Genomic DNA, 26,938 nt, shown 5'->3' with positions numbered 1-26,938 from the left:
AGATACGGGGCCCGCTGGCCGTAAAATCGGGCACAAATCTAACGGGTATGGGATCTGTGATGGACGCCAGCTCCAGTCTTGGTTTCGGCAGTGTCGGTTTCATCGAGGCGCTGTACGAGGATTTTCTGGCCGATCCGGCCAGCGTCCCCACGCCGTGGCGGCGCGAGTTCGAGTCCTGGGGCAACGCCCCGGTCGGTGCAAGTCATGGGGCGGTGCAGGCACGGTTTCGCGAGCGCGCCACGCGCCCGGCGACGCTGCAGCTGGCCGCCTCCAGCGGCGACTTGCAGCGCCTGCAAAAGCAGAACGCGGTACAGCAGCTGATCAACGAATATCGCCAGCGCGGCCACCTGCGGGCGCGCACCGATCCGCTGCAGTTGCAGGAACCGATGGAGGTGCCGAGCCTGAGCCTGGATTACCACGGCCTGACGAAGGACGATCTGGACCTGCAGTTCGCTGCCGGCAATTTCCCGCTGCCGACCGGTGCACCGCTGCGCGAGCTGCTATCGGCGCTGGAGGCGACCTACTGTGGCGCCATCGGCTTCGAGTACGCCTACAAGTCCGATTCGGCGCAGGTCGAGTGGCTGCGTCAGCGCATCGAGGCCGGCCGCGGGCGCGCGGTGCTGAACGAGGCCGAGCAGCGGCAGATCCTGCAGGCGCTGACCGCCGCCGAGGGGCTGGAGCGGTACCTGCATCGTCGCTACGTCGGCCAGAAGCGTTTCTCGCTGGAAGGCGGTGACGGCCTGATCCCGGTGCTGGATGAAATCGTGCGCCGGGCCGGGTCGGCCGACGTCAAGGAACTGGTCATCGGCATGGCCCACCGCGGCCGCCTGAACGTGCTGGTCAATATCCTTGGCAAGCAGCCGCGGGAGCTGTTCGCCGAGTTCGAGGGCAAGGCCGAAGTCATCGGCTCCGGCGACGTCAAGTATCACCAGGGCTTTTCGGCCGATCCGATCACGCCGGGCGGACCGATCCACCTGACGCTGGCCTTCAACCCCTCGCATCTTGAAATCATCAACCCGGTGGTCGAAGGTTCGGTGCGGGCGCGCCAGGAGCGCCGCGGTGATTGGGCCCGCCAGCAGGTGATTCCGCTGCTGATCCACGGCGATGCCGCGTTTGCCGGGCAGGGCGTGGTGATGGAGACCCTGAACCTGGCCAAGACGCGCGGCTACGCCACCGGCGGCACGCTGCACATCGTCATCAACAACCAGATCGGCTTCACCACCAGCAACCCGGCCGATGCCCGCTCGACCTACTACTGCACCGAGATCGCCCGGCTGACGCAGGCGCCGGTGTTCCACGTCAACGGCGACGACCCGGAGGCGCTGCTGTTCGTGACGCGGCTGGCGCTGGATTTTCGCCTTGCCTTCGGCAGCGACGTGGTCATCGATCTGGTCTGCTACCGCCGGCAGGGTCACAACGAGGCCGACGAGCCGGCCATCACCCAGCCGCGCATGTACGCGAAGATTGCCAGCCACCCGAGCGTGCGCGAGCTGTACGCGCGGCGCCTGGAAAGTGCCGGCGTGCTTGCCGGCGGCCAGGCACAGGCCCTGGCCGAGGCCTACCAGCAGGCGCTCGACCGCGGCGAGTGCGTGGCGCCGCTGCCGATGAGCGACCAGCGCCCGCTGCTGGCCATCGATTGGGCGCCGTACATGAATACCCTGTGGACCGAACCGGCATCAACGGCCGTGCCACTGGACACCCTGCGCGGGCTCGGCGAGAAGCTGACAACGATTCCGGCCGGCTTCAAGGTCCACCCGCGGGTGGCCAAGATGCTGGACGATCGCAGGCAAATGACGGCCGGCGCGCTGCCTCTGGACTGGGGCTGCGCCGAGACGCTGGCCTATGCCACGCTGCTGACGGAAGGCTACCGGGTGCGCCTGTCCGGTCAGGACAGCGGTCGCGGCACCTTCTCGCACCGCCATGCCGTCCTGCACAACCAGGACCTGGACGCGCCGGAGCAGGCGCAGCGCCACGTGCCGCTGCAACACCTGCAGCCCGGCCAGCCCAGTTTCCTGGTCATCGATTCGCTGCTGTCGGAGGAGGCCGTGCTCGGTTTCGAGTACGGCTACGCCAGCGCCGACCCGCAGACGATGGTGATCTGGGAGGCGCAGTTCGGCGATTTCGCCAACGGCGCGCAGGTGGTGATCGACCAGTTCATCAGCTCATCGGAGGCCAAGTGGCAACGCCTGTGCGGCATGGTGCTGCTGCTGCCGCACGGCTACGAGGGCCAGGGGCCGGAGCATTCCTCGGCGCGCCTGGAGCGCTTCATGCAGCTGTGCGCCGAGCAGAACATGCAGGTATGCGTGCCGTCCACGCCGGCGCAGATGTTCCACATGCTGCGCCGGCAGATGCTGCGCCGCTTCCGCCGCCCGTTGGTGGTGATGACGCCCAAGAGCCTGCTGCGGCACCGGCTGTCGGTGTCGACGCTGGACGAGCTTGCAGGCGGGGAGTTCCAGCTGGTGATCGGCGACCCGCAGCGGCCCGACCCGGCGCAGGTGCGGCGCGTGCTGCTGTGCAGCGGCAAGGTGTATTTCGATCTTTACGCGGCCCGCCAGGAGCGCGGAATCGAGGACATCGCCATCGTGCGCGTGGAGCAGCTGTATCCGTTCCCAATGGCGCGCCTGACGGCCGAGCTGGCAAATTACGGTACCGCCGCCGAGGTGCTGTGGGTGCAGGAAGAGCCGCAGAACCAGGGCGCCTGGTACCAGATTCGCCACAAGCTGACCGACGCGCTGGCCGCCGGCCAGCGCTTGCGCTACGTTGGTCGACCGCGTTCGGCGGCGCCGGCGGTCGGCAGCTATGCCCTGCACCAGGCGCAGCAACAGGCGCTGGTCGACGACGCCCTGGCGCCGGCACAAGCCGCTGCCGCCCGCAAACAAAAATCCGCCTGAAAGTGGTTCATTCAACCCGGGACTGACATGCAACTCGAAATCAAGGTGCCGGTACTGCCGGAATCCGTCGCCGAAGCCACGCTGCTGCAGTGGCGCAAGCAGCCCGGTGACGCGGTGCGACGCGACGAGAACCTGATCGACGTCGAAACCGACAAGGTGGTGCTGGAAGTGGTGGCGCCGGCCGACGGCGTGCTGACCGCCATTCACCAGCCCGGTGGCGCCACGGTGCATTCCGGCGAGCTGCTGGCGACCTTGGACACCAGCGCCACGGCGCCGATTGCCGGCGCGGTGGCTGCTGCGCCGGACATGGCACCGCAGCCGCAGCCGGTGGCCGAGATCCGGCCCGCCGCGGGCAGTGCGGCAGCCAGCCCGGCGGCGCGCAAGCTGGCGGTGGAGCAGGGTGTGGAGACGGCGACGCTCAGCGGCAGCGGCCGCGACGGTCGGGTGATCAAGGAAGACGTGCTCGCGGCGGTGGCGCAGCGGGCGCCCACAGCGACTACCGAGTTGGCGGCGCAGCCGGCCGCAGAACGCCCCGAGCAGCGCGTGCCAATGACGCGCATCCGCCAGCGCATTGCCGAGCGGCTGGTCGAGGCGCAGCGCACCGCCGCCATCCTGACCACCTTCAACGAAGTCAACATGCAGCCGGTGATGGACCTGCGCGCCCGTCACCGAGAGGCTTTCGAGAAGATCCACGGCGTGAAGCTCGGTTTCATGTCGTTCTTCGTCAGGGCCGCCGTCGAGGCGCTCAGGAAGTTCCCGCTGGTCAATGCTTCCATCGACGGCAGCGATGTTGTTTATCACGGCTATTTCGACATCGGCATCGCCGTCAGCAGCCCGCGCGGGTTGGTGGTGCCGACCCTGCGCGATGCCGGGCAGATGTCGTTTGCCGACATCGAGAAAGCTATCGCCGATTTCGGCCGCCGCGCCGGCGAGAACAAGCTGACGCTGGAGGAACTGTCCGGCGGCACCTTCTCGATCACCAACGGCGGCATCTTCGGCTCCATGCTGTCGACGCCGATCCTGAACCCGCCGCAAAGCGCCATCCTTGGCATGCACAACATCGTCGAGCGGCCGGTGGTGGAGCACGGTCAGGTGGTGGTGCGGCCGATCATGTACCTGGCCCTGTCCTACGATCACCGCCTGATCGACGGACGCGAGGCGGTGCAGTTCCTGGTCGCCATCAAGCAGTCGCTGGAAGACCCGGCCCGCCTGCTGCTGGGGCTTTGAGCATGGACCGCTACGATCTGTTGGTAATCGGCGCCGGGCCGGGCGGCTACGTGGCGGCCATTCGCGCCGCCCAGCTGGGCATGCGCGTGGCCTGCGTGGAGCGCTGGATCGGCAAGGACGGCAAGCCGGCCCTGGGCGGTACCTGCCTGAACGTGGGCTGCATCCCGTCCAAGGCGCTGCTCGAATCGTCCGAGCAGTACCACCGCGCCCGGCACGGCCTTGGCGCGCATGGCATCACCGTGGGCGAGGTCAGCATCGACCCGGCCGCCATGGTGGCCCGCAAGGACAGGATCGTCGCCCAGTTCACCGGCGGCATCAAGGGTCTCTTCACGAAAAACGGCATTGCCTGGCTGCAGGGCACGGCGCGCCTGCTGGGCGATGGCCAGGTGCAGGTGACGGCCACCGATGGCGCGGTGCAAACCGTTGCCGCGCAGCACATCCTGATCGCGACCGGCTCGCGGCCGACGCCGCTGAGCGTGGCACCGGTCGATGGCGAACACATCGTCGATTCGGCGGGGGCGCTCGACTTCACGGCCGTGCCGGCGCGCCTGGGCATCATCGGCGCGGGCGTGATCGGTCTGGAACTGGGCAGCGTGTGGTCGCGCCTGGGCAGCCAGGTGACCTTGCTGGAGGCGCTGCCGGAATTCCTGCCGGCTGCGGATCGTGCCATCGCGGCAATTGCACGCAAGGAATTCACTGCCCAGGGGCTGGACATTCGGCTGGGCGCCAAGGTGACCGGCGCACAGGTCGCAGCCGGGCAGGTTGCGGTCGATTTCGAGGACGCCGCCGGCGCGCAGCAGGCACAGTTCGACCGGCTGATCGTTGCGGTTGGTCGCCAGCCGGTAACGGATGATCTGGGCCTGGACGCCGCTGGCGTGAGCCGCGACGAGCGCGGCTTCATTCCCGTCGATGGGCGCTTTCAGACCAGTGCCGCCGGGGTCTACGCCATCGGTGATGTGGTGCGCGGGCCGATGCTGGCGCACCGCGCGTCCGAGGACGGGATTGCCGTTGCCGAGGGTATCGCCGGCCAGCACTGCCACGTCGATTACGGGACCATCCCGTGGATCATTTACACTTGGCCGGAAATCGCCTGGGTCGGTCGCACCGAGCAGGCCCTCAAGGCCGAGGGCGTGCCCTATGTGACGGGTGTTTTTCCGTTCCAGGCGAACGGTCGGGCGCGCGCCATGGAGGCCGCGCAGGGGCAGGTGAAGCTGCTTGCCCATGCCGAAACCGACCGCGTGCTGGGCGTACACATCATCGGCCCACACGCCTCGGAGCTGATTGCCGAGGCGGTGGTGGCGATGGAGTTCTGCGCCAGTGCCGAGGACATCGCGCGCATCGTGCATGCCCACCCGACCCTGTCGGAAGTGCTGCATGAGGCGGCCCTCGCGGCCCACCGGCGGGCGATACATATCTGAGACGGCGCAGGCAGTGGGGCTTGCATCCGGGTCTTCAGGTCGATGACATACCTGCAACGTGGAGCGGGCAGGCCGTTAGGCGGCCGGGCGCCGTCCCTTCAGTCATAGGGAAAGATCACATCCATGAATCTGCACGAATACCAGGCAAAACAACTGTTTGCCGATTACGGCATCGCCGCGCCGCGCGGTGAAGTCGCCGACAGCCCCAAGGCTGCCAAGGCTGCGGCCGGCCGCGTGCCCGGCAGTCGCTGGGTAGTCAAGGCACAAGTTCACGCCGGTGGCCGCGGCAAGGCCGGTGGCGTGAAGCTGGTGGACAGCCCGGATGCGGTGGCGCAGGTTGCCGAGGCCATGCTCGGCACGCGCCTGGTCACCTACCAGACCACGGCCGAAGGCCAGCCGGTGAACAGTGTGCTGGTCGAGGAAGTCAGCCAGATTGCCCGCGAGTTGTACTTGGGCGCCGTGGTCGACCGGGCCAGCCAGCGGGTGGTGTTCATGGCTTCCACCGAGGGCGGAGTCGAGATCGAGAAGGTCGCCGCCGAGACGCCCGAGAAGATCCTGACCACCGCCGTGAACCCCATCGTCGGCCTGCAGCCCTACCAGTGTCGCCAGATCGCCTTCGGGCTGGGCCTGACCGGCGACCAGATCAAGCAGTTCACCACGCTGATGACGGGACTGGCGCGCATGTTCGTGGAATGCGACCTGTCGCTGTTGGAGGTCAATCCGCTGGTGGTGACCGGCGATGGCCGCCTGGTGTGCCTGGACGGCAAGATCAACATCGACGACAACGCCCTGTACCGCCAGCCGCGCCTGTCTGCCATGCGCGACGCCTCGCAGGAGGACGAGAAGGAAAACCGCGCCCGCGAGCACGACATCAGCTACGTGGCGCTGGACGGCAACATCGGCTGCATGGTCAACGGCGCGGGTCTGGCCATGGCCACCATGGACATCATCAAGCTGCATGGCGGCAACCCGGCCAACTTCCTGGATGTCGGCGGCACCGCCACGGCGGCGCGGGTGACCGAGGCGTTCAAGATCATCCTCGCCGACCAGAACGTGAAGGGCGTGCTGGTGAACATCTTCGGCGGCATCGTGCGCTGCGACCTGATCGCCGACGGCATCATCGCCGCGGTCAAGGAGGTCGGCGTCAAGGTGCCGGTGGTGGTGCGCCTGGCCGGCAACAATGCCGATCTGGGCAGCCGCAAGCTGACCGACAGCGGTCTTAACATCATCCCCGCGGACGGCCTTACCGATGCCGCGCAGAAAGTCGTCAAGGCAGTGGAGAGCGTGGCATGAGCGTGCTGGTCAACAAGGACACCAAGGTCATCTGCCAGGGTTTCACCGGCAAGCAGGGTACGTTCCATTCCGAGCAGGCCATCGCCTACGGCACGCGCATGGTCGGTGGCGTGACGCCGGGCAAGGGCGGCACGGAGCATCTGGGTCTGCCGGTGTTCGACACGGTGCGCGACGCGGTGCAGCAGACCGGCGCCGATGCCAGCGTCATCTATGTGCCGGCGGCCTTCTGCAAGGACTCGATCCTGGAGGCTGTCGACGCCGGCGTGCCGCTGATCGTGTGCATCACCGAGGGCGTGCCCACGCTGGACATGCTGCAGGTCAAGATGGTGGTGGACCGTTCGGCCTCGCGCCTGATCGGTCCCAACTGTCCCGGCGTCATCACGCCGGGCGCGTGCAAGATCGGCATCATGCCCGGTGATATTCACCTGCCGGGCAAGGTCGGCATCGTGTCGCGTTCCGGCACGCTGACCTACGAGGCGGTGGCCCAGACCACGGCCATCGGCGCCGGTCAGTCCACCTGCATCGGCATCGGCGGCGATCCGATTCCGGGCACCAGCTTCATCGATGCGCTGCGCCTGTTCAAGGACGATCCGCAGACCGAGTGCATCGTCATGGTCGGCGAGATCGGCGGCAGCGCCGAGGAAGAGGCGGCCGAGTACATCGCGTCGGAAGTCAAAAAGCCGGTGGTTGGCTTCATCGCCGGCGCCACCGCGCCGGCCGGCAAACGCATGGGCCATGCCGGCGCCATCATTGCCGGCGGCAAGGGCACGGCCGAGGACAAGTTCCGCGCCATGGAGCGCGCCGGTGTGCATATCGCCCGTTCGCCGGCGAACCTGGGCGTCATGGTCAAGAAGGCTCTGGGGATGTGAGCGACGGCCGGGCCGCAGCCCGGGCCGACCCCCATATCAAAACGCCGCGCCTGTCGCGGCGTTTTTTTTAGCGCGCCGGACCAGGGAAACGCAGGGATGCGCTGCCAAAATCAGCGGCTTGTAGTAGGAGCCCGGCCGTGCCTGGCGATTGTCGCGCAGCGAAGCTGCGCGACCCAGTTTTCCAAGAGGTAGGCGCCGAGAAATCCGGGATGGATTTCTCAGCGCCTACCTGGGTGTTTCGCTCACACGCCGGTTTGCGGAGTCGGCAGGCGCCGGGGCCGGTTGCGGCCAAACAGCCTGCGCACCGCGACGTAGAACAGCGGAATGAAGAAAGTAGCCAGGAACAGTGCCGTGGCCATGCCGCCGATCACGCCGGTGCCGATGGCGATGCGCGAGGCCGCGCCCGCGCCGGTGGCGATGGCCAGCGGCATCACGCCGAGCACGAACGCCATCGAGGTCATCAGGATCGGCCGCAGACGGATGCGCGCGGCCTCCAGGACCGCATCGATCAAGGGCTTGCCCTGGTGCGTGTGCAGGTCGTGCGCGAATTCCACGATCAGGATGGCGTTCTTGGACGTCAGGCCCATCGTGGTCAGCAGCCCAACCTGGAAGAACACGTCGTTGTTGAGCCCGCGCAGCAGAGCCGCCAGCACGGCACCCAGCAGACCCAGCGGTACCACCAGCATGACGGCGAACGGTACCGACCAGCTCTCATACAACGCCGCCAGGGCCAGGAACACGACCAGTGCCGAGATGGCGTAGAGCAGAGGCGCCTGCGAGCCGGCCTGTTTTTCCTGGTACGACAGGCCAGTCCATTCGTAGCCGATGCCCGGGGGCAGCTGCGCGGCCAGTCGCTCCATCTCGGCCATGGCGTCGCCGGAACTGTAGCCACGGGCCGGCTCGCCGAGAATCTCGCTCGACGGCACGCCGTTGTAGCGCTCCAGGCGCGGCGAGCCGAGCGTCCACTCGGCGCTCGAGAAGGCGCTGAACGGCACCATTTCGCCGTCGCTGTTGCGCACATACCACTGCTCGAGGTCCTCCGGCAGCATGCGATACGGGGCGTCGCCCTGTACGAACACCTTTTTGGTGCGGCCCTGCTCGATGTAGTCGTTGACGTAGGTCGAGCCCCACGCGGTCTTGAGGGTCTGGTTGATCTCGTCCATCGACAGGCCGAGCGCGCGCGCCTTGGCCTGGTCCACACGTACCACGTACTGCGGCGCGTCCTCGAGGCCGTTCGGGCGCACGTTGGTCAGCACCGGGCTTTGCGCCGCCATCCCGAGCAGCTGGTTGCGCGCCGCCAACAGCGCGTCGTGACCGAGGCCGGCGCGGTCCTGCAATTGCAGGTCGAAGCCCGCGGTGCGCCCGAGTGCACGCACCGAAGGCGGCGCGAAAGCGAACGCCAGGCCGTCCTTGACCATGCCGGCGAAGGCCCGGCTGGCACGCGCCGCCAGGGCGTGCGCGCTGGCCTCTTCACCGGGGCGTTCCTCCCAGTCCTTGAGGTTCACGAACACCAGGCCGACGTTCTGCCCGCGGCCGCCGAAGCTGAAGCCGTAGACGTTCATGGCGCCGAACACGATGTCCTTTTCGGTCTCGTAGAAGTAACGGCCGACCTGTTCGATGACCTGGGTGGTGCGCTCAGTGGTGGCGCCCGGAGGCAGCATCACGTTGGCGTACAGCGTGCCCTGGTCCTCGTCCGGGAGGAAGCCGCCGGGCAGGCGCAGGAACAACAGTCCCAAGGCGCCGACGATCAGGACGTACACCAGCAGAAAACGCGGGATGCGGCGGGCCATGTAGCCGACCACGCCGACATAGCCGTTGGTGCTGGTCTCGAGCCCACGCTGGAAGGCGCCCAGCGGTCCACGGCCCGATGGGGCGTGCGCCTTGGGTTTGAGCAGCGTGGCGCACAGCGAGGGCGTGAAAATCAGCGCCACCAGCACCGATAGGCCCATGGCAGAAGCGATGGTCAGTGAGAACTGACGATAGATGGCGCCGGTGGTGCCGGGGAAGAAGGCCATGGGAATGAACACCGCCGACAGCACCGCGCCGATGCCGACAAGTGCGCCGGTGATCTGGCGCATGGACTTGCGCGTGGCCGAGCGGGCGTCGAGGTTTTCCTCATGCATGACGCGCTCGACGTTTTCCACCACCACGATGGCGTCGTCCACCAACAGGCCGATGGCCAGCACCAGGCTGAACATGGTCAGCATGTTGATCGAGAAACCGGCCACGGCGATGATGCCGAGCGTGCCCAGCAGCACCACCGGCACCGCGATGGTGGGGATGAGCGTGGCGCGCAGGTTCTGCAGGAACAGCAGCATCACCAGGAACACCAAGGCGATCGCCTCGACCAGTGTGATCGCCACCTCCTTGAGTGCGGTGCGCACGAACGGCGTGCTGTCCTCGGCGTAGCGCACCGCCAGGCCGGCTGGGAAGACCGGCTGCAGCTCCGCCAGACGCGCGCGCACCGCGGCAGCGGTGGCCAGCGCATTGGCCCCCGGCGTCGTGGTGATCGCCATGCCCGCGGCCGGCTTGCCGTTGTAGCGGTTGGCGAAGGCGTAGTTCTCCGAGCCGACCTCCACACGCGCCACATCGCGCAGGTACACGCGCGCGCCGTCGGGCTGCACCTTGAGCAGGATGTCGCGGAACTGCGCGGCCGTCTCCAGGCGGCTTTGCGCGGAGACCACGGCGTTCAGCTGCTGGCCCGGCACCGCCGGCAGCCCGCCGAGCTGTCCGGCCGCCACCTGTTCGTTTTGTATGCGAATCGCCGCGTTGACGTCGGAGGCGGTGAGGTTGTACTGGGTCAGGCGCTCCGGATCGAGCCAGATACGCATGGCGTGCTGGGCACCGAACAGGAGCACGTCGCCGACTCCGTCCACGCGCCCCAGCGGCTCGACCAGGTTCGCGGCCACGAAATCGCCGATGTCGGACTGCGTCATGGAGCCGTCCTCGGAGACCAGCGCGAGCACCATGAGGTAGCTCTGCGCCACCTTGGCCACCCGCACGCCCTGCTGGGCCACCTCGTCCGGCAGCAGCGGCAGCGCCAGCTGCAGCTTGTTTTGCACCTGCACCTGGGCGATGTCCGGGTCGGTCCCGGGCTGGAAGGTCAGGGTGAGCTGTGCATCGCCGGTGTTGTTGCTCTCGGCGGCCATGTACAGCAGCCCGTCTAGGCCGACCATCTGCTGCTCGATGACCTGCGTGACGGTGGTGTCCACGGTGCGCGCGGAAGCGCCCGGGTAGTTGGCGCGAATCTGCACCGCCGGGGGGGCGATATCCGGGTAGCTCTCGATCGGCAGAGTGGTGATCGCCAGCCCGCCGGCCAGCATGATGACGATGGCGACCACCCACGCGAAGATCGGCCGGTCGATGAAGAAATTAACCATGTCCGGCCTTCCCGCTGGTGTCCTGGGCCGGCGCGGCGCCGGCCGCTACCGGCTTGACCGGCATGCCCGGCGCCAGGCGCAGCGGTCCGCTGACCACCACGCGCTCACCGGCGCTCAGGCCGTCGCTGATCAGCCAGGCATCGCCAGCGGCCCGGCGGGTATGGATGCGCCGCAGTTCCAGCTTGTCGTCCTTGCCCACCACCAGCACGCTGGCATTGCCTTGGGCGTCGCGCGTGACGGCGCGCTGCGGTACCAGCAACGCGGCCGGTTCCGCGCCCTCGAGCAGGCGCCCGCGCACGTACATGCCCGGCAGCAGCTGGCGGTCGGGGTTGGGGAAGGTGGCGCGCACGGTCACCGAGCCGGTACCGCGGTCCACGGTGACGCCGGAGAACTTGAGCTCACCGGCCTGTGCGTAGGTGGCGCCATCTTCCAGCAGCAGTTCCAGGCGTGCGCTGTCCGGACCGCTGCGTTCGAGATGTCCGGCCTCGAACTCGCGCTGCAGGCGCAGCATTTCGGCCGTAGGCCGCTGAATGTCGACATGGATGGGGTCGAGCTGGGTGACGCGGGCCAGTACCTGGGTCTGGTTGGCCGTCAGCAGGGCGCCCTCGGTGAGAAACGATTCGCTGATGACACCGTCGATCGGCGATTCGATGCGCGTGTAGTCGAGGTCGATGCGGGCGCTGTCGCGCGCGGCTTGTGCTGCCTGAACGTCTGCCTGGGCCTGTCGGTAGATGGCCTGCACGTCGTCGTTGTCCTGCTTGGGGACGGCGCCGGAGGCGGCCAGCGGTGCGAAGCGCGCGGCCTTCAGGCGTGCCACCTCGGCGGCGGCGCGGGCGCGGGCCAGTTCCGCTTCGGCGCGCTGCAGCGCGGCGCGGTAGGGCGCCGGGTCGATCTGGTACAGCACCTGCCCGGCCTTGACGGCGCTGCCTTCCTCGAACAGACGCTTTTGCAGGATGCCACTGACCTGCGGGCGCACCTCGGCCACCCGGTAGGCGGCGGTGCGCCCGGGCAGTTCGACCGTCAGTTCGAAGCGCTGCGGCTGCATTTCGATCACGCTCACTTCCGGCGGCGGGCGCTGTGCCTGGGGCGGGGCGGAGGGTCCGCAGGCGTAAAGCATCCCCAGGCTTGCCGCCAGCAGGCTGGTGCGAAATGCGCGCCGGATTTCGGGCATGGATGTTCCCTCTACAGTGAAGCGTGGTGGCTGCGGCCGCAGACTGACCGGTCGGTCAATATGACGGGCGGACGCGCAGGCCCCGGAGGTCCGGGATTCCTGGTTGGGGCCGCTGGAATGGCGCAAGTATAAGCGCAGATGGCCGGTCGACAGTACCGACCCGTGCATTGCGCGGCGCCGAATGCCGTCAATCCGTTGGACGGATTTCCGCGGCAAAGCTTGATGCGCGTCAGGTCGGCGGTCGGGGGCGTGCCTACCATCTGTTGCCACCGTGACGGACGGAACTGCGCCCCAAGGAGGAGCCACGCCGATGACTGCCACTATCAGCCTGCCGGACACCGTCATGGAGTGGCCGGCCAAGTACAACGAAATCCCCAAGGCCGTGTTCGAGGAGCCCAGCCTGTGGCGCCTGGAGCTGGAAAACATCTTCTATGGCGAGGAGTGGCACCCGATTGCACACCGCGCCGAGATCCCGAACCCCGGCGACTACAAGGCCGCCTTCATCGGCGAGATGCCGATCTTTGCCGTGCATGGCGACGACGGCAAGATCCGCGTGTTCCACAACGCCTGTGCCCACCGCGGCGCCACGCTGGTGACCGACAGTGCCGGCAACAAGGCCGACTTCGAGTGCCCTTACCATCGTTGGCTGTTCAGCCGCGAAGGGTCGCTGGTCGGCTGCCCCAACAGCCATGAGTTCTCGCCGAGCTTCAGCAAGGAGAAGTTCGGCCTCAAGGAGCTGCGCACCGAATCGTTCTCGGAGCTGTACTTCGTCACCATGAGTGACAAGACGCCGGACCTGCGCACGTACATGACCGAGGCGGTGGCCGATCCGCTCGGCCGGGTACTGGGCAACGGCCACGGCCTGAAGCTGCTCGGCTACCAGAAGGTCTATTACGACTGCAACTGGAAGGCCTATGTCGACAACGACGGCTACCACGCGCCGCTGCTGCACCTGGCGTTCAAGCTGCTGGGCTGGCAGGGCGGCCATGGCGAGCAGATCATCACCCAGAACGGCCATATCGCCTTCGATTCCGAGCTCAGCATCCCCAAGAAAATCGACGCGCTGCAGGACAGCTCCATCGTGCAGTTCCTGGGCGATCCCGACAGCAAGGGTTCGATCGTGGTCAGCACCTTCCCGATCACGGTGTTCACCAAGCACATGGACATGCTGAATATCCGCTACGCCTTCCCGAAAGGGCCGCGCGGCGTGGAGGTCCATTACGCCTATTTCGCGCGCGACGACGACAGCCCCGAGCTGCTGGCCCACCGCACGCGCCAGTGCTCCAACCTGCTCGGTCCCAGCGGCCTGATCAGCCTGGAGGACGCCGCCATCTTCACGCGCATCGACCTGGGCAACCGCTCGCCGGGCAACGCCATCTTCCAGAAAGGCGTGGTGGACGAATACCGCCTGGACCTGAAGGTCAAGCAGAACGACGAATCCGGCAACCTGCCGCGCTGGGAGCATTACCGCAAACGCATGGGCTTTCGGAGGGCCTCCGCATGATGGGCATCGACTACAAGGTCCGCGACGCCGTCGAGGCGCTGAACCTGAAGTACATCCGCGCCCTGGACCGGCGCGACATGCAAGGCTGGTTGGCCACCTTCGACAACCCGGGCACCTACGTGTGCATCCCCAAGGAAAACGAGGATCGCGGCCTGCCGATCGCGTACATGCTCGACGACAGCTACGCGCGCCTGCAGGACCGGGTGACGCAGGTCACCAAGATCCAGCCCGATGCCGTGGAGCACTACCAGCCGCGCCACTTCACACAGGTGGTCGACATCCGGCCGCTGGGCGGCGTGAATTACCGCGTGGAGACGCATTTCACCGTCAATTACACGCCCGACAACACCGGCCGCACCGAAGTTCTGGCGACTGGCACCTACGTCGATGAAGTCGTCGTGAACGGCGAGGCGCGCTTTCGCAGCCGACGGGCGGTGCTCGACACCAATGTCGTGCCGCGTTACGTGGCCTATCCCATCTGATAGGCCGGCGGTTTGCCCGGGCCGCCGGCAGTTGGCATGATCGATCGGTCTGGGTTGGGGACACGCACGCGGATTCCGCGCGGCTCGCGGCTGCGGCGGGGGCGGCAGGCCGCAGCCGCCCGCGATCGGGTGACATCGCGGGCGCGGGATTCGAGCGTGCGTCGGGACGGGCCTTTCTGGGGCGCGCGGCTCTGCTCCATGCGGCGTAGCTGCTGATGCTGGACACGACCGGCGGTTATCCGATGCAGAGTCGGTCTGATGACCAAGAATCCGCGCCGGACGTCACAGATTTAGCCCGCCCGACAGAGACGGGCCAAAGCTGCTCGGCGAACTGACCTACCACCTCTACCAGTTGTTCTGTCGGGATCTGGGCTACTTCGGCGGGATCGCGCAGAAGATCGAGGTGCTGCAGCGCTGGGCCGGCGTCACGCTGGACGGGCGCAGCCTGGATCTGGAGCCGCTGGAATAGAGCCCCGCGGGCAGGGGCTCAGCGTGACAGCAGGGTCCACAGCCCGATCGCGATGAAGCCGACGCCGGCCACCCGTTTGAGCGTTGCCGGGGACACGAAACGCTCCAGCTGCCCGCCGACCAGTACGCCGATGCCGGCCGCCAGCACGAGCGCGCTGGCGGCGGCGGCGAACACCAGCCAGCGACTGGCCTTGGCATCGGCCGCGAACAGCACCGTGGCCAGTTGGGTCTTGTCGCCGATCTCGGCCAGAAAAACGGTGACGAACACCGCAGTGAAGGGCTGCCAGTTCACGGATGTGCCTACCTGGGCGGAAACGGGGCCGGCAGTTTAGCAAGGCAGGGCATTGGCCAACGCGGCGACGGCCGGCCACAGCAAAACGGCCGCGCCGAAACGCATCCGGCGCGGCCGCTGCCGAGGAAGGCGAAAACGGGCAGCGTCAGTCGTTCCAGTTGGGCAGGATCTCGGTCGCCCACAGCTCCAGGTTGCGCATCTGGATATGGTGCGGGATCGGACCCGGGTACTGCCACATGAGGAAGTATTCCGGGTTGTGTTTCTTGACCATGTTTTCGATCTGCCGGTTGACCTGATCCGGGTTGCCGACGAACTCGAAGCCTTTCTCGACCAGATAGTTGTAGTCGCACTCCGGGCCGATCCTGCCGGTCTCGCCCTTCTTGCGGAAGGCTTCGTTGAAGCCGATCGGCGCGAACCACTCTGGCCACACGAAGCCGTTGCCCATGGCCGCGTACTTGTGCGCCTCGGCGGCGTCCTCCAGCACCAGGGTGTCGCGGAAAATGCCGATGTTCTGGCCCAGCGCGTAGTCGCGCCCGGCAGCGGCGGCTTCTTCCTGGTAGGCGCGGAACAGGTCGCTGAGCGTGTCGTCGTCGGTCGCCAGGGCGAACGGCGCGATGCCCTCGCGGGCGCAGAAGCGGAACGTGTCCTCGCTGAACGAGAACGGCTGGAAAATCGGCGGGTGCGGCTTCTGGTAGGGCTTGGGGGCGGTGCCGATCTCGGTAATGATGCCCTCGGGGCTCTGACCCTTGCCAAAGCGGCTGACCGCCTCGTGCCCGAAATGCAGGCCCTCCGGCGGAATGGTCCAGTGCTCGGAGTTGTGGCTGAACACGTCCGTGGTCCAGGCCTTCTTGATGATTTCGTAATGCTCCAGAAACAGGCGGCGGTTTTTGGCGTCCACTTCCGATTTGTCGGACATGGTGCCGCCGACGCCGTAGGTCTGTCCCAGCACGTCGGCCCAGCGCTTCTGGTAGCCGCGGGCGATGCCAAAGAACGTGCGTCCCTGCAGCATCTGGTCGAGCATGGCCATGTCTTCGGCCAGGCGCAGCGGGTTGTGAAAGGGAATCACATTCGCCATTTGACCCAATCGGATGCGCGTGGTCTGCATGCCGAAATACAGCCCCAGGAGGATGGGGTTGTTCGACTGCTCGATGCCCTCGATGTGGAAATGATGCTCGGTGAAGGCCGCGCCCCAGAAACCGGCCTTGTCGGCGAACTTGATCTGTTCGCTGACCTGCCAGAGCATGTTCTGGTAGTTCTGCGTGTTGATGCCGGCCATACCCTTCCTGGTCTGGCTCAGCGTGCCCACCGAGGGCAAGTAAAACAATATGAACTTCACGGCTCCGTCCTCACTCTGGTGTTGGGGCACATGCCCCGCGGGTTAAGGGGCTCAGGCCCCGTGGGTTGCTCTTGAAACGTCAGTCGTAGCTGCCGCCGACACGCAATTTGGGTTCATCCCGAAGTGGCGTTTCTCCCTCATGGCACAGCTTGTGGTCATGGCCCGGCATCACACAGGCGTTGTGAGCCCGCGCCAGCATCTTCAGTTTGTGCAGGGAATGCTTCCAGCGCACCAGGTCGTTCGAGATGATGGAGCCGGTCTCGTGGTCGTAGCTGTCTTTCATGTAGCAGGCGTCGGAGGTCAGGATGACCGTGCCGGCGTGCTCCAGGTGCACCATCAGCGCCATGGTGCCGGCCGTGTGGCCGGGCGCGGAAATGGCATGCACGTCCTTGAGGATTTCCGTGTCGCCGCCGAGCGTGGTGAAGCGCAGGCCCGGCACGTCGTAGTCGCAGCGCAAAAAGAAATGCTCGTCCTGGCTCATGTTCGCCGCCGCCGCGTACTCGTCCTGGTGCACCAGCACTTTGGTTGACGGGCAGGTGTTCCACAGCTTGGCGTTGCCGGCATGGTCCACGTGCAGGTGGCTCAGGAACACGTAGTCAATGTCCTCCGGCCCCAGCTTGTTGCGCTTCAGGGTGTTCTCCAGCAGCTGTTCTTCGGTGTAGTCGTCGTAGGGCGCCAGTTCCTTGTAGCCGGGCAGCCACTGGTCCTCCCAGTGGCGGTGAATGCTGGCGTCGAACAGGATGCGACCGTCCGGGTGGTCGATCAGGAAGGTAAAGGACGGCACCTCGCACCACACCTTGTTCTTGGCATGGTTGCTCTTGGTGAGCATCAGGTCCGGGTGACCGGTGACCAGCAGCTCCAGGTCGGCATGCATGTTGCCGTGGTGCAGGGGACGAATCTTTATTCCGCGCATGGTCGTTCCTCGCAGCGCCTGAAGCTGTGGTTTAAGCACCCGCCGACTGGCGGATATCCCGTTCGACCTGCTCGCGCAGGGCCCGCTTGTTGATCTTGCCGACGCCGGTCTTGGGGATGGCATCGACGATCAGGTAATGATCCGGCAGCCACCACTTGGCGAACTTCGGCTCCAGCCAGGCGCGCAGCTCCGCCTGCGACGGCGCGGCGCCGGGCTCCGGAACCACGTAGGCGCAGGGGCGCTCTAGCCATTTGGTGTCGGGCGCCGCCACCACGGCAGCCTCACGGACCTTGGGGTGGGCGATCAGGGCATTTTCAAGATCGACCGACGAAATCCACTCCCCGCCGCTCTTGATCAGGTCCTTGGACCGGTCCACCAGTCGCAGCACGCCATGGCGGTCCACCGCCGACATGTCGCCGCTTCTCCAGAAGCCGTCGATGAAGCTTTCCCGGCTGCGCTCGTCGTGGTAATACTCGGTGGCGCTCCAGGGCGTGCGCACGTAGATCTCGCCGACGGCCTGGTCGTCCCAGGGCACCTCGCGGCCTTCGTTGTCCAGCACCTTGAGTTCCGCACCCGGACAGGGGATGCCCTGGCGGATGCGGGTCGGTATGTGCTCGATCGGTGGTTTGTCCAGATCGGCGCGCCGGATGTGCGCGCAGGTGGCCAGCGGCGCCATCTCGGTCGCGCCCCAGGCAGTGATGATCGGGACATCGAATTCCTTGAGGTAGAACTCCATCACCGCCGCCGGCGTGGCCGAGCCGCCCAGCATGATGCCGCGCAGGCTGGACAGGTCGCGGCGCTGGCGTTTGAGCTCCGTCATCATGTCGATGCCGATGCTTACCGCGGCGGCAGCGAAGGTGACCTTTTCTTCCTGTATCAGGTCCAGGATCATCGGCGCGTGTGGCCGCTCGCCCGGCAGCACTACCTTGGCACCCATGCAAGCGGCGGCAAACGGCAGCCCCCAGGCGTTGGCATGGAACATCGGCACCACCGGCAGGAGGGTGTCGCGCTCGCGGATGTCGAGCACGTCGCCCAGGCACTCGGTGATGGTGTGCAGGTAAATGTCGCGATGGCTGTAGACCACGCCCTTGGGCAGGCCGGTCGTGGCCGAGGTGTAGCACATGCCGGCTGGCGTGCGCTCCGGCAGTTCATTGAAGGCAAATCCGGGATCGCCCGCCGCGATCAAATCCTCGTAGGCCAACACGTTCGGCAGCGAGGTTGCCGGCACCCGGTCGGCCAGCACCACAAAAGTCCTGACCGTTTTTATGTGGTCGGCGATGCGCTCGAGCGTCGGCAGCAGGTCCGGATCAACGAAAACGGCCGAGTCCTCGCTGTGGTTCAGGATGTAGGCGATGTGTTCATCGGCCAGGCGCAAGTTGACCGTGTGCAGCACGGTGCCGGCGCACGGCAGCGCGAAGTACAGCTCGAAATGGCGGTAGGTGTTCCAGGCCAGCGTGGCCACCCGGTCACCGGGGCGCACGCCGATGCTCGCCAGGCGGCTTGCCAGGCGATGCGCACGCTCGTTCAGGGTGCGGTAGGTGTAGCGGTGCAGGCCGCCATCCGGCAGGTGGGTGACGATCTCGTTGTCCGGAAAATAGCGCGCCGCCCGCTCCAGCAGCAGGCGAATGTTCAGTTCCACCGCTCGTCCTCCTCAAACGTCCGTGTACACGCCGGGCGCTGATCTGTCGTTATGGCGCCGCTGCCGGCTGCACTGCCGGTCAGTCTGCCACAGCGCCGCTGGCCGTGGTCAGCGGCCATAGCGCAGCGGCGCCCGCGCGCGCCAGGCGCTGGCCGAGGCGCAGCGCCCATGCGGCTTCCGTGCCGTTCTCGTCGCGCCAGGACCACAGCCGGCGCGTGGCGTGTTGCAGCGAGTATTCCTGCGTGAAACCCATGGCGCCATGCACCTGATGGGCAATGCGACAGGCGATGCCGGCGGCCTTTCCGGCGCGAATCTTGGCCACGGCGATCTCGTCCAGGGCCGGTCCGGTTTCGGCCACGGCGGCCGCATGGTCCACCGCCGCATTGGCCGCCACGACTTCCGCCGCCAGGATGGCCAGTTGCTGCTGGATGGCCTGGAAGGCGGCCAGCGCGCGGCCGAACTGCTTGCGCTCGCGGGCGTAGTCCAGCGACTGTTGCAGGGCACGTTCCAGGGCGCCGGTCATCAGTGCCGCGCGCAGCAAGGCCGCGCGGGCGTGGAAGGCTTCGAGTGTCACACCGGCCGCGGCGGCGTGCAGCCGGCCGGCGTCGATTGTCAGGTCGAGGTGCATGTCGTCCCGCGCCTCACCGGCCAAGTTGTCGCTGACCTCCAGCCGGTAATCGGTGGGATGCAGCACGACGACCTGACAGGCGCCGCCGTTTTCCAACAACAGCACGATGGCGCTGGCGTGGCGCGCGGCGGCGACGCGGGACACGGCGCCCGCCAGGCGCAGCCCGCTGCCCTGAGGGGTGATCCTGACTTGTTTCGAGTCGGCGGCGGCCACGGCCAGCACGCCGCCCGTCAGTTCCAAACCTGCGTCGGCCAGCAGCCAGGCGGCGAGCATGGCGCTTTCCGCCAGCGGCACGGGTGCGCAGTGCCGCCCGCACACGCGCAGCAGCGCGCACAGGTCCGGCAGCGGCAGGCCGATGCCGCCGGCCTGTTCCGGCAAGCCGGCCAGCGGGTAGCCGAGTTCCTCCAGCGTCTGCCACAGCGCGGCATCGAAACCGCCCTGGTCGGCGGCCTGCACGCGCTCGGCAGTGCAGTGATCGGTGAGCACCCGCTCCAGGGTGTCCAGCAGCATCTGACGGGTATCGTCGCTCATCGCAGCGCTCACCTGAGTCCCAGGGCGCGGGCCACGACGCCGCGCAAGATTTCGTTGGTACCGCCGCGCAGCGTAAAGCCGGGCGAGTGCAGCACCGCCTGCGCCAGCAGCAGGTCGATGCGCCGCCGCGCCGCCAGCGACGGGGCGCAGTCGATCAGCAGTCGCACGCGCTCGAACACCTCGCTCTCGAAACGCGTGCCCAGGTCCTTGACCAGCGCTGCCGCCACGTCGGGCGCCTCGCCGCGCTGCAGGGCCGCCGCCACCGACAGCGACATGCGCCGCAGCGCCCACAGTTCCGCCGCCAGCTCGCCGATGGCAATCGCCGTGCGCTCGTCCGGCGTGTCGCCCACCACGCGCAGCAGCTCCTGCAGCAGCGGGAAGGTGGACATGAACCGCTCCGGACCGGAGCGCTCGTAGGCCAGCTCGGAGGTCACCTGCTGCCAGCCCTGGCCGATTTGCCCCAGCACCCGCGTGTCGGGCACGAACACGCGATCCATCACCACCTCGTTGAAGTGATGGGCGCCGGTCAGGATCGGCACCGGGCGGATGCGGATGCCGGGGCTTTTGAGGTCGATGATGAACTGCGACAGGCCGGCGTGGCGGTCCTCGCCCAGCGGCGCGCTGCGGCACAGCGCAAAGAACCAGTCCGCGCGGTGGGCGTTGGAGGTCCACAGCTTGGTGCCGGTGATGGCCCAGCCGCCGTCCACCCGTTCGGCGCGGGTGCGCACCGAGGCCAGGTCCGAGCCGCTGCCCGGCTCGCTCATGCCGATGGCAAAGAACACCTCGCCGCTGACCAGTTTGGGCAGGAAGAACTGCTTTTGTTCCTCGGTGCCGTAGCGCAGCAGGGACGGGCCGGTCTGGCGGTCTCCCACCCAGTGCGCGGCCACCGGTGCGCCGGCCGCCAACAGCTCTTCGGTGACGACGTAGCGTTCCAGGGCTGTGCGGCCGTGGCCGCCGTACTCGCGCGGCAGGGTCATGCCCAGCCAGCCGCGCGCGGCCAGGCGGCGGCTGAAATCCGGATCGAAGCCGCCCAGCCAGTTGTCGCAGCAGGGCGTGAAGCGGCCGGCGGCCAGCTCCTGGCTCAGAAACTCGCGCACCTGGCTGCGCAAGACTTCGCAGACCGGCGGCAGACGGGCCGGTTCGAGGGTGATGCCGGGTGAGGACAACGAAGGCTCCCGCGTGCAGTCTGGATTCGGAGGATTCTTTGGCGACCGCCGCGCTGCTGCGATTTGGGCAGCCCGGCGGGCAAGCGCTTAACGCATGTTAAAGCAGGCGACGCAGCGCGGTCATCCTGCAGCCATCAAGGCGAACTCAGCCGTGGCGCAGCTTCAGGTACAGGATCGCGCCCGCCAGCAGCAGCGTGATCGCATTGGCCAGGATCAGTGGCAGGTCGCCGGTCAGCAGGCCATAGATCAACCACAGCAATACGCCGGTCACGAAGATCACGTACATCGGCAGCGAGATGCCGCGCGTATCGCGCGTGGCCAGGGTGTGCAGCACCTGCGGCAGAAAGGCGGCCGTGGTCAGCAGCGCCGCCAGCAGGCCGATGGCGGTCGTCATCGGACAGTCACTCCGCAGCGTGATTTGTTGGTTATCATCCCGATTCTTGCCTTCTGCCATGTGTGGGAGGCGGCGTTCCCCACGGAGGAGTTCGACATGGCGAAGGTAACGGAATTCGGCTACTTGGGCATCGGTGTCAAGGACGGCGACGCCTGGCGTGAGTTTGCCAGTCAGGTGGTTGGCATGGAGGTGCTGGACGAGGGCGACGGCGATCGCTTCTACCTGCGCATGGACAACCAGCATCACCGCATCGTCGTGAACCTGCACGGCGACGACGACATGGACTTCATTGGCTGGCGCGTGGCCGGGCCGGAAGAATTCGACGAGATGAAGCGCCAGCTGGACGCCGCCGGTGTGGACTGGAAGCAGGCCGACGGCGAGGAGCGCAAGGAGCGCATGGTGCTCGACCTGCTCAAGTTCAAGGACCCGGGCGGCAACCCGACCGAGATCTACCACGGCCCGCGCATCGAGAGCTTCCTGCCCTTCCACCCCGGCCGGCGCATGTACGGCCGCTTCCTGACCGGTGCCGGCGGCGTTGGCCACTGTATCCTGCGCCAGGACGACGTGCAAAAGGCCTATCGCTTCTACACCGACGTGCTGGGCATGCGCGGTTCAGTGGAGTACAACCTGCCGATCCCCGGCACCAACATGACCGCCTCGCCGGTGTTCATGCACTGCAACGAGCGCGATCACTCGGTGGCCTTCCTGGGCGCGCCGATGGCGAAGCGCATCAACCACCTGATGATCGAGGTGGAGAACATGGACGACGTGGGTTACACGCTGGACATCGTGCGCAAGCGCAAGATTCCGGTGGCCATCCAGCCGGGCAAGCACAGCAATGACCAGATGTGGTCGTTCTACATGGGCAACCCGTCCGGCTGGCTGTGGGAGTACGGCTGGGGCGCCCGCAAGGCCACCCACCAGTCCGAGTACTACGTGGCCGACGTGTGGGGTCACGGTGTCGAGGCCACCGGCTTTGGCATGGACCTGGAGATGCAGGCCTGACAGCAGGTCCGTGCCCGGTGGTGGTGACGCCACCGGGTGGTTTGGCTGCAAGCGCCCCGACCCGTTCGGGGCGTTTGCATTCCGGGGGTGGCGGATGGGTCTGGCCAGGATCGGGCGGGCGGCGTATTACTCGGCCAAGGGTCTGCGGGCCGCGTTCGCCGGCGAGGAAGCGTTTCGCCAGGAGCTGCTGATCGTGGCGGTACTGACGCCGGCCGGACTGTGGCTGGGGCGCACCGCCGTGGAGCGGGCCTTGCTGGTCGGCAGCCTGCTGTTGCTGCTGATCGTGGAACTGCTGAACTCGGCCATCGAGGCGGCCATCGACCGCATCGGCCCGGAGCGGCACGAGCTGTCCGGTCGGGCCAAGGACATGGCTTCGGCGGCGGTGTTCGTGGCGCTGGTGTTGGCCTTGTCGGTGTGGGTGCTGATTGCCGGGGCCCGCTGGCTGAGCTGAGCGGCGACGCGGTCAATTTTTGCAGGAGGTGCGCGATGGTGCAGGTCGGTTACGTTGGACTGGGCAGCATGGGGCTGCCGATGGCATTGAATCTGCGCAAGGCAGGGTTCCCTTTGCAGGTGGTCAGCCGCAGCCGCGGGCCGATCGAGCAGGCCCTGGCCGCCGGTGCAACCGAGGCCGGCGGTTATGCAGCCCTCGCTGCCGCGGTCGACGTGGTGTGCACCTGTTTGCCGATGCCTGCTGACGTCGAGCGTGTTTACCTCGAACCCGATGGCCTGGTGGCCGCCGCCCGGCCGGGCGCGCTGCTGATCGACCACAGCACGGTCGGGCCGGACACCTGTCGCCGGATCGCCGCTGCCGCCCAGGCGCGCGGCGTGCATTTTCTCGACGCGCCGGTGTCGGGTGGCCCGGCCGGCGCGCAGGCCGGTACGCTCGGCATCATGGTCGGCGGCGAACGGCCGGTGTTCGAGCAGGCGCGCCCGGTGCTGGATGCCATGGGCAAGACCGTCGTCTACATGGGGCCGACCGGCAGCGGCGCGGTCGCCAAGCTGATCAACAACCTGCTGGTGGGTGTGCACCAGCGGGCGCTGATCGAGATGCTGCTGGTGGGCCAGAAGGCCGGCGTGGACCTGGACGCGCTGTATCAGGTGCTGATGGGCAGCAGCGGGCGCAGCGCGATTCTGGAGATGATGTACCCGCGCCTGAAGGCGCGCGACCTGGAGCCGAAGTTCCGCACGGAACTGCTGCACAAGGATCTGCGCCTGGCGCTCGAGATGGCCGCCGAATGCGGCGTGCGCAGCGCGACCGGCGAGGCGGCGTTCGCGGCCATCGAGGCAGCCATGCAAGCCGGTTATGCCGACCGCGACACCCTGGCCATGCTGCTGCCGCTGGAACGGGAGGCCGGCGTGCAGCTGTTCGGCGCTTCGCCTTGAGCGGCATTCAAGTGCCGACTGGCTTCTTCAAGATGTCTGGCGCCGGTTTGGCCGCTGCCGGGGCGCGCGTTGCCCCGCCTCCCTATGCAAGGCGCTGAATAAATCCATCCTGGATTTCTCAACCCGCTACCGAAAAACCGTGCGCGCAGCTTCGCTGCGCGACCTGCCCGCGCGCAGCCGGGCTCCTGCAATTTTTCCGATGAGCGCGTCCCTGCGCTGCGGGAATGAACGCTTCAGCCTTTCCCAAACAGTCATTCAGTTTATATTCCGGTTCTTCGGCCCAGGTTAAGGAGAACCGCTATGAATGCCATCAACGAACTGCCCCAGCCCCGTCTGCAGGCCGAAATCAATCGGGTCTTCGCGTTGCAGCAGGCGCGCAAGATCGAACTGCGCCAGACCACCGCCGAGCAGCGGCTTGAAAAACTGCGCCGCCTGCGCGCGGCGGTGATCGCACACAAGGCGGATATCGTGGCGGCTGCCCACGCCGACATGCGCAAACAGCCGGTCGAAGCGCTGCTGGGCGAGATCATGCCGGTCACGCAGGGCATCGATCTGGCGCTCAAACACCTCAAGCGCTGGATGCGTCCGCAGCGGGTGAAAACGCCGATCAACCTGCTCGGCACGCGCGGCGAAATCCGCTACGAGCCCAAGGGCGCGGCGCTGATCATCGCGCCGTGGAACGTGCCGGTATTCCTGAGTTTCGTGCCGCTGGCCAGCGCCGTCGCCGCTGGCTGCACGGCCATCATCAAGCCGTCCGAGATGACGCCGGCGTTGGGGGCGGTGATTCGTAACATCGTCGCCGAAACCTTCGACGAGGCCGAAGTGGCGGTCTTCGAGGGCGGGCCGGAAGTCGCGCAGGCGCTGCTGCGCCGGCCCTTCGACCACATCTTCTATACCGGCAATCCCGAGATCGGCAAAGTCGTTATGCGCGCCGCGGCCGAGCACCTGGCGTCGGTGACGCTGGAGCTGGGCGGCAAGTCGCCGGTAATCGTGGACGAGAGCGCCGACGTCGAGGCCGCCGCCGAGCGCCTGGTGTGGGGCAAGCTGCTCAACGGCGGCCAGGTATGCGTGGCGCCCGATTACGTGCTGGTGCACGAGTCGCGCAAGGACGAGCTGCTGGGCGCCCTGGATCGCCAGTTCAAGGCGCACGCCGGCGGCCAGGCCGGCCGGTTGCCGCAGCTGACGCGCATCGTCAATCCGCGCCACCACGCCCGCGTGCAGGGCCTGCTGGACGATGCGCTGGCGCGCGGCGCGCGGGTGGTGACCGGCGGCCAGTCGGATGCCGCCGAGCGCTTCATCGCGCCGACCGTGCTCACCGACGTGCCGCCCGACGCCAGGCTGATGCAGGAGGAAATCTTCGGCCCGCTGTTGCCGGTGCTCGGCTACCAGGATCTGAATCGCGCGCTGGAGCTGATCAACGCCAAGCCCAAGCCGCTGGCGCTGTACGTCTTCAGCCGTATCAAGGACAACGTCGAGCGCATCCTGCGCGGCACCTCGGCCGGCGGCACCACCATCAACCACGTGATGCTGCACGGCCTGCACCCGAACCTGCCGTTCGGTGGCGTGAACAACAGCGGCATCGGCAAGTCGGGCGGTTTCTATGGCTTCCAGGCCTTCTCGAACGAGCGCGCCGTGCTGCGCCAGACCAGCCGCATCAGCTTCACGCGCTGGATCATGCCGCCGTACTCGGCGCGGTTGTCCCGAATCATGGACCGCTTCGTGAAGTGATTTTTCGATAATTCCAAGGAGGAGAAATCGACATGGACGTGGCGCTTGAGCAAGGCAAGGTTCGACTCAGTCCGCTGACCAAGGTCGGCGCCATTCCAGTCAGTCTGGTGGCGTTGCTGCCGTTTGTCGGCTATTGGCTGGGCGGCGGCGCTTGGCACTGGCTGACCGTCGTGCTGATTTTCGTCGTCGGTCCGGTGCTGGATCGCCTGCTCGGCGAGGACAACCTGAACGTCCCGCCGCAGCTCGAACGCCAGTACGAGCAGAGCCTCTATTACCGCCTGACGCTGTGGCTGTACCTGCCGGTGCAGATCGCGCTGGTGCTGTTCAGTTATCACCTGATCATCGAAACCGACATGGCGCTGCATGCGCAGATCGGTCTGGCGCTGTCGATGGCGGTCGGCGTGGGTTTTGGCGCCACGCTGGCACACGAGCTGTGTCATCACCCAAGCCGCCTGGACCGCTTCATCGGCGTGCAGGTGCTGTGCCTGTGCGGCATGGCCAATTTTCTCGTCTATCACAACTACGGGCACCACAACGTGGTGGCGACGCCCGAGGATCCGGGCTCGGCGCGGTACGGTGAATCGTTCTGGCAGTTCACGGTGCGCAACATCTCGCGCAAGTTCGTGATGTCCTGGCAGATCGAGGCGCAGCGCCTGCGCCGTCTGGGCAGCGGCTGGCTGTCGCCGCGCAATCTGATGATCTGGCTGACGTTGAACGAGCTGGCCTGGGTGGTGGGTCTGACCTGGTATTTCGGCCCGCTGGCGCTGGCGTTGTTTGCTTTGCAATACGCCGCGCCGCGCTTTTTGCTGTCGGTGGGCGATTACCTGGAACACTACGGCCTGTCGCGGCGCAAGCTGCCCAATGGCGAGTACGAGCCGCCGCGGGCCATTCACTCCTGGGACGACAGCTACATGCTGAGCAACTTCCTGTTCACGGCGGTGGATCGCCATGCGGACCATCACGAAAACTCCGGCCGGCCATTCCAGATCCTGCGCGTGCGACCCGAGGCTCCGCGTCTGCCGTACGGCTACCTGACCATGATCTTCGCCGCCTTCGTGCCGCCGGTGTGGCGGCGGCTGGTGCATCCGGTGCTCGAGGCTTTCTACGACAAGGGCGAGGTGGTGCCGCACGCGCTGCCGGGGGCCTTGCCGGAACGCTTCGTGGCCGGGGCGCATATCCACTGAGCCCGGGCGAAGTCCACGGGGTATGGGAGCACCCCA

21 protein-coding genes are annotated in these 26,938 nt (G+C 67.0%); 12 read left to right on the top strand and 9 right to left on the bottom strand.

Annotated features, from left to right (window positions below; genetic code table 11):
• Positions 1–47: 47 nt before the first annotated feature.
• The 5 genes from H5U26_RS04450 (at position 48) to sucD (ending at position 7,698) form a co-directional block, all read left to right on the top strand.
• Entirely contained in the window at positions 48–2,891 is a 2,844-nt protein-coding gene (locus H5U26_RS04450; RefSeq protein WP_366055880.1) for a 2-oxoglutarate dehydrogenase E1 component, read from the top strand.
• A gap of 27 nt (positions 2,892–2,918) precedes the next feature.
• Positions 2,919–4,118 (top strand): 2-oxoglutarate dehydrogenase complex dihydrolipoyllysine-residue succinyltransferase, encoded by a 1,200-nt coding sequence (gene odhB / locus H5U26_RS04445; RefSeq protein ID WP_290617074.1) that lies wholly within the window; start codon positions 2,919–2,921, stop codon positions 4,116–4,118.
• A 2-nt stretch (positions 4,119–4,120) separates the two neighbouring features.
• Entirely contained in the window at positions 4,121–5,536 is a 1,416-nt protein-coding gene (gene lpdA, locus H5U26_RS04440; protein ID WP_290617072.1) for a dihydrolipoyl dehydrogenase, read from the top strand.
• 123 nt (positions 5,537–5,659) lie between these two features.
• Positions 5,660–6,829 carry an ADP-forming succinate--CoA ligase subunit beta gene (gene sucC / locus H5U26_RS04435; RefSeq protein ID WP_290617070.1) on the top strand — a complete coding sequence of 390 codons (1,170 nt, stop codon included), beginning with the start codon at positions 5,660–5,662 and terminating at the stop codon, positions 6,827–6,829.
• Entirely contained in the window at positions 6,826–7,698 is an 873-nt protein-coding gene (gene sucD / locus H5U26_RS04430) for a succinate--CoA ligase subunit alpha (protein ID WP_290617068.1), read from the top strand. Before sucC ends, sucD begins: the two co-directional genes overlap by 4 nt.
• Before the next feature lie 242 nt (positions 7,699–7,940).
• Here sucD and H5U26_RS04425 read toward each other — a convergent pair whose 3' ends face one another.
• Together H5U26_RS04425 and H5U26_RS04420 are read right to left on the bottom strand one after the other, a co-directional pair.
• Entirely contained in the window at positions 7,941–11,078 is a 3,138-nt protein-coding gene (locus H5U26_RS04425; RefSeq protein WP_290617066.1) for an efflux RND transporter permease subunit, read from the bottom strand.
• Positions 11,071–12,249 (bottom strand): efflux RND transporter periplasmic adaptor subunit, encoded by a 1,179-nt coding sequence (locus H5U26_RS04420; RefSeq protein WP_290617064.1) that lies wholly within the window; start codon positions 12,247–12,249, stop codon positions 11,071–11,073. The genes H5U26_RS04425 and H5U26_RS04420 overlap by 8 nt, the downstream gene beginning before the upstream one ends.
• A gap of 310 nt (positions 12,250–12,559) precedes the next feature.
• Between H5U26_RS04420 and H5U26_RS04415 the strand changes: the two genes are divergently transcribed.
• Both H5U26_RS04415 and H5U26_RS04410 read left to right on the top strand, forming a co-directional pair.
• A complete protein-coding gene (locus H5U26_RS04415) occupies positions 12,560–13,753 on the top strand; it encodes an aromatic ring-hydroxylating dioxygenase subunit alpha (RefSeq protein WP_290617062.1) in 1,194 nt (397 codons plus the stop codon).
• Positions 13,750–14,235, top strand: a complete 486-nt coding sequence (locus tag H5U26_RS04410) for an aromatic-ring-hydroxylating dioxygenase subunit beta (protein ID WP_290617060.1) — start codon at positions 13,750–13,752, stop codon at positions 14,233–14,235. The genes H5U26_RS04415 and H5U26_RS04410 overlap by 4 nt, the downstream gene beginning before the upstream one ends.
• 487 nt (positions 14,236–14,722) lie before the next feature.
• On the opposite strand, the gene H5U26_RS04405 is transcribed toward H5U26_RS04410, so the two are convergent.
• The 7 genes from H5U26_RS04405 to H5U26_RS04375 all read right to left on the bottom strand — a co-directional run bounded on the left by H5U26_RS04405 (position 14,723) and on the right by H5U26_RS04375 (position 21,602).
• Positions 14,723–14,995 carry a TMEM165/GDT1 family protein gene (locus H5U26_RS04405; RefSeq protein WP_290617058.1) on the bottom strand — a complete coding sequence of 91 codons (273 nt, stop codon included), beginning with the start codon at positions 14,993–14,995 and terminating at the stop codon, positions 14,723–14,725.
• Positions 14,996–15,140: 145 nt separating this feature from the next.
• Positions 15,141–16,331, bottom strand: coding sequence for an LLM class flavin-dependent oxidoreductase (locus H5U26_RS04400; protein WP_290617056.1), 1,191 nt, complete (start codon positions 16,329–16,331; stop codon positions 15,141–15,143).
• Between the two features lie 79 nt (positions 16,332–16,410).
• Positions 16,411–17,244, bottom strand: a complete 834-nt coding sequence (locus tag H5U26_RS04395; RefSeq protein WP_290617055.1) for an N-acyl homoserine lactonase family protein — start codon at positions 17,242–17,244, stop codon at positions 16,411–16,413.
• A gap of 31 nt (positions 17,245–17,275) precedes the next feature.
• Positions 17,276–18,883, bottom strand: a complete 1,608-nt coding sequence (locus tag H5U26_RS04390; RefSeq protein WP_290617053.1) for a long-chain fatty acid--CoA ligase — start codon at positions 18,881–18,883, stop codon at positions 17,276–17,278.
• 79 nt (positions 18,884–18,962) lie between these two features.
• On the bottom strand, positions 18,963–20,042 hold the full coding sequence (locus tag H5U26_RS04385) for an acyl-CoA dehydrogenase family protein (RefSeq protein WP_290617051.1): 1,080 nt from the start codon (positions 20,040–20,042) through the stop codon (positions 18,963–18,965).
• 8 nt (positions 20,043–20,050) lie between these two features.
• On the bottom strand, positions 20,051–21,208 hold the full coding sequence (locus H5U26_RS04380) for an acyl-CoA dehydrogenase family protein (protein ID WP_290617049.1): 1,158 nt from the start codon (positions 21,206–21,208) through the stop codon (positions 20,051–20,053).
• A 145-nt stretch (positions 21,209–21,353) separates the two neighbouring features.
• Positions 21,354–21,602, bottom strand: coding sequence for a SemiSWEET transporter (locus tag H5U26_RS04375; protein WP_290617047.1), 249 nt, complete (start codon positions 21,600–21,602; stop codon positions 21,354–21,356).
• Between the two features lie 96 nt (positions 21,603–21,698).
• Here H5U26_RS04375 and bphC point away from each other — a divergent pair, with 96 nt between their 5' ends.
• The 5 genes from bphC (at position 21,699) to H5U26_RS04350 (ending at position 26,902) form a co-directional block, all read left to right on the top strand.
• Complete coding sequence (bphC, locus tag H5U26_RS04370) at positions 21,699–22,607, top strand: biphenyl-2,3-diol 1,2-dioxygenase (protein WP_290617045.1); 909 nt, start codon at positions 21,699–21,701, stop codon at positions 22,605–22,607.
• A gap of 94 nt (positions 22,608–22,701) precedes the next feature.
• Complete coding sequence (locus H5U26_RS04365; RefSeq protein WP_290617043.1) at positions 22,702–23,058, top strand: diacylglycerol kinase; 357 nt, start codon at positions 22,702–22,704, stop codon at positions 23,056–23,058.
• Between the two features lie 35 nt (positions 23,059–23,093).
• Positions 23,094–23,990, top strand: coding sequence for an NAD(P)-dependent oxidoreductase (locus H5U26_RS04360; RefSeq protein WP_290617041.1), 897 nt, complete (start codon positions 23,094–23,096; stop codon positions 23,988–23,990).
• Between the two features lie 300 nt (positions 23,991–24,290).
• Positions 24,291–25,718, top strand: coding sequence for an aldehyde dehydrogenase family protein (locus H5U26_RS04355; protein WP_290617039.1), 1,428 nt, complete (start codon positions 24,291–24,293; stop codon positions 25,716–25,718).
• A gap of 32 nt (positions 25,719–25,750) precedes the next feature.
• The gene (locus H5U26_RS04350; RefSeq protein ID WP_290617037.1) at positions 25,751–26,902 is read left to right on the top strand and encodes an alkane 1-monooxygenase; all 1,152 of its coding nucleotides are present in this window, start codon (positions 25,751–25,753) and stop codon (positions 26,900–26,902) included.
• The last annotated feature ends 36 nt before the right edge of the window (positions 26,903–26,938 follow it).

Origin of the sequence: Immundisolibacter sp. (assembly GCF_014359565.1) — a bacterium.
In the GTDB taxonomy this organism is placed as follows: domain Bacteria; phylum Pseudomonadota; class Gammaproteobacteria; order Immundisolibacterales; family Immundisolibacteraceae; genus Immundisolibacter.
The sequence above is the reverse complement of the archived record's forward strand: the minus strand, read 5'-3'. Positions and strand labels throughout refer to the sequence as shown.

Bases quoted from the DNA above. Each gene is read 5' to 3' on its own strand.
- H5U26_RS04450 (WP_366055880.1), top strand. From the start codon at position 48: ATGGGATCTGTGATGGACGCCAGCTCCAGTCTTGGTTTCGGCAGTGTC.
- odhB (WP_290617074.1), top strand. From the start codon at position 2,919: ATGCAACTCGAAATCAAGGTGCCGGTACTGCCGGAATCCGTCGCCGAA.
- lpdA (WP_290617072.1), top strand. From the start codon at position 4,121: ATGGACCGCTACGATCTGTTGGTAATCGGCGCCGGGCCGGGCGGCTAC.
- sucC (WP_290617070.1), top strand. From the start codon at position 5,660: ATGAATCTGCACGAATACCAGGCAAAACAACTGTTTGCCGATTACGGC.
- sucD (WP_290617068.1), top strand. From the start codon at position 6,826: ATGAGCGTGCTGGTCAACAAGGACACCAAGGTCATCTGCCAGGGTTTC.
- H5U26_RS04425 (WP_290617066.1), bottom strand. From the start codon at position 11,078: ATGGTTAATTTCTTCATCGACCGGCCGATCTTCGCGTGGGTGGTCGCC.
- H5U26_RS04420 (WP_290617064.1), bottom strand. From the start codon at position 12,249: ATGCCCGAAATCCGGCGCGCATTTCGCACCAGCCTGCTGGCGGCAAGC.
- H5U26_RS04415 (WP_290617062.1), top strand. From the start codon at position 12,560: ATGACTGCCACTATCAGCCTGCCGGACACCGTCATGGAGTGGCCGGCC.
- H5U26_RS04410 (WP_290617060.1), top strand. From the start codon at position 13,750: ATGATGGGCATCGACTACAAGGTCCGCGACGCCGTCGAGGCGCTGAAC.
- H5U26_RS04395 (WP_290617055.1), bottom strand. From the start codon at position 17,244: ATGCGCGGAATAAAGATTCGTCCCCTGCACCACGGCAACATGCATGCC.
- H5U26_RS04385 (WP_290617051.1), bottom strand. From the start codon at position 20,042: ATGAGCGACGATACCCGTCAGATGCTGCTGGACACCCTGGAGCGGGTG.
- H5U26_RS04375 (WP_290617047.1), bottom strand. From the start codon at position 21,602: ATGACGACCGCCATCGGCCTGCTGGCGGCGCTGCTGACCACGGCCGCC.
- bphC (WP_290617045.1), top strand. From the start codon at position 21,699: ATGGCGAAGGTAACGGAATTCGGCTACTTGGGCATCGGTGTCAAGGAC.
- H5U26_RS04365 (WP_290617043.1), top strand. From the start codon at position 22,702: ATGGGTCTGGCCAGGATCGGGCGGGCGGCGTATTACTCGGCCAAGGGT.
- H5U26_RS04360 (WP_290617041.1), top strand. From the start codon at position 23,094: ATGGTGCAGGTCGGTTACGTTGGACTGGGCAGCATGGGGCTGCCGATG.
- H5U26_RS04355 (WP_290617039.1), top strand. From the start codon at position 24,291: ATGAATGCCATCAACGAACTGCCCCAGCCCCGTCTGCAGGCCGAAATC.
- H5U26_RS04350 (WP_290617037.1), top strand. From the start codon at position 25,751: ATGGACGTGGCGCTTGAGCAAGGCAAGGTTCGACTCAGTCCGCTGACC.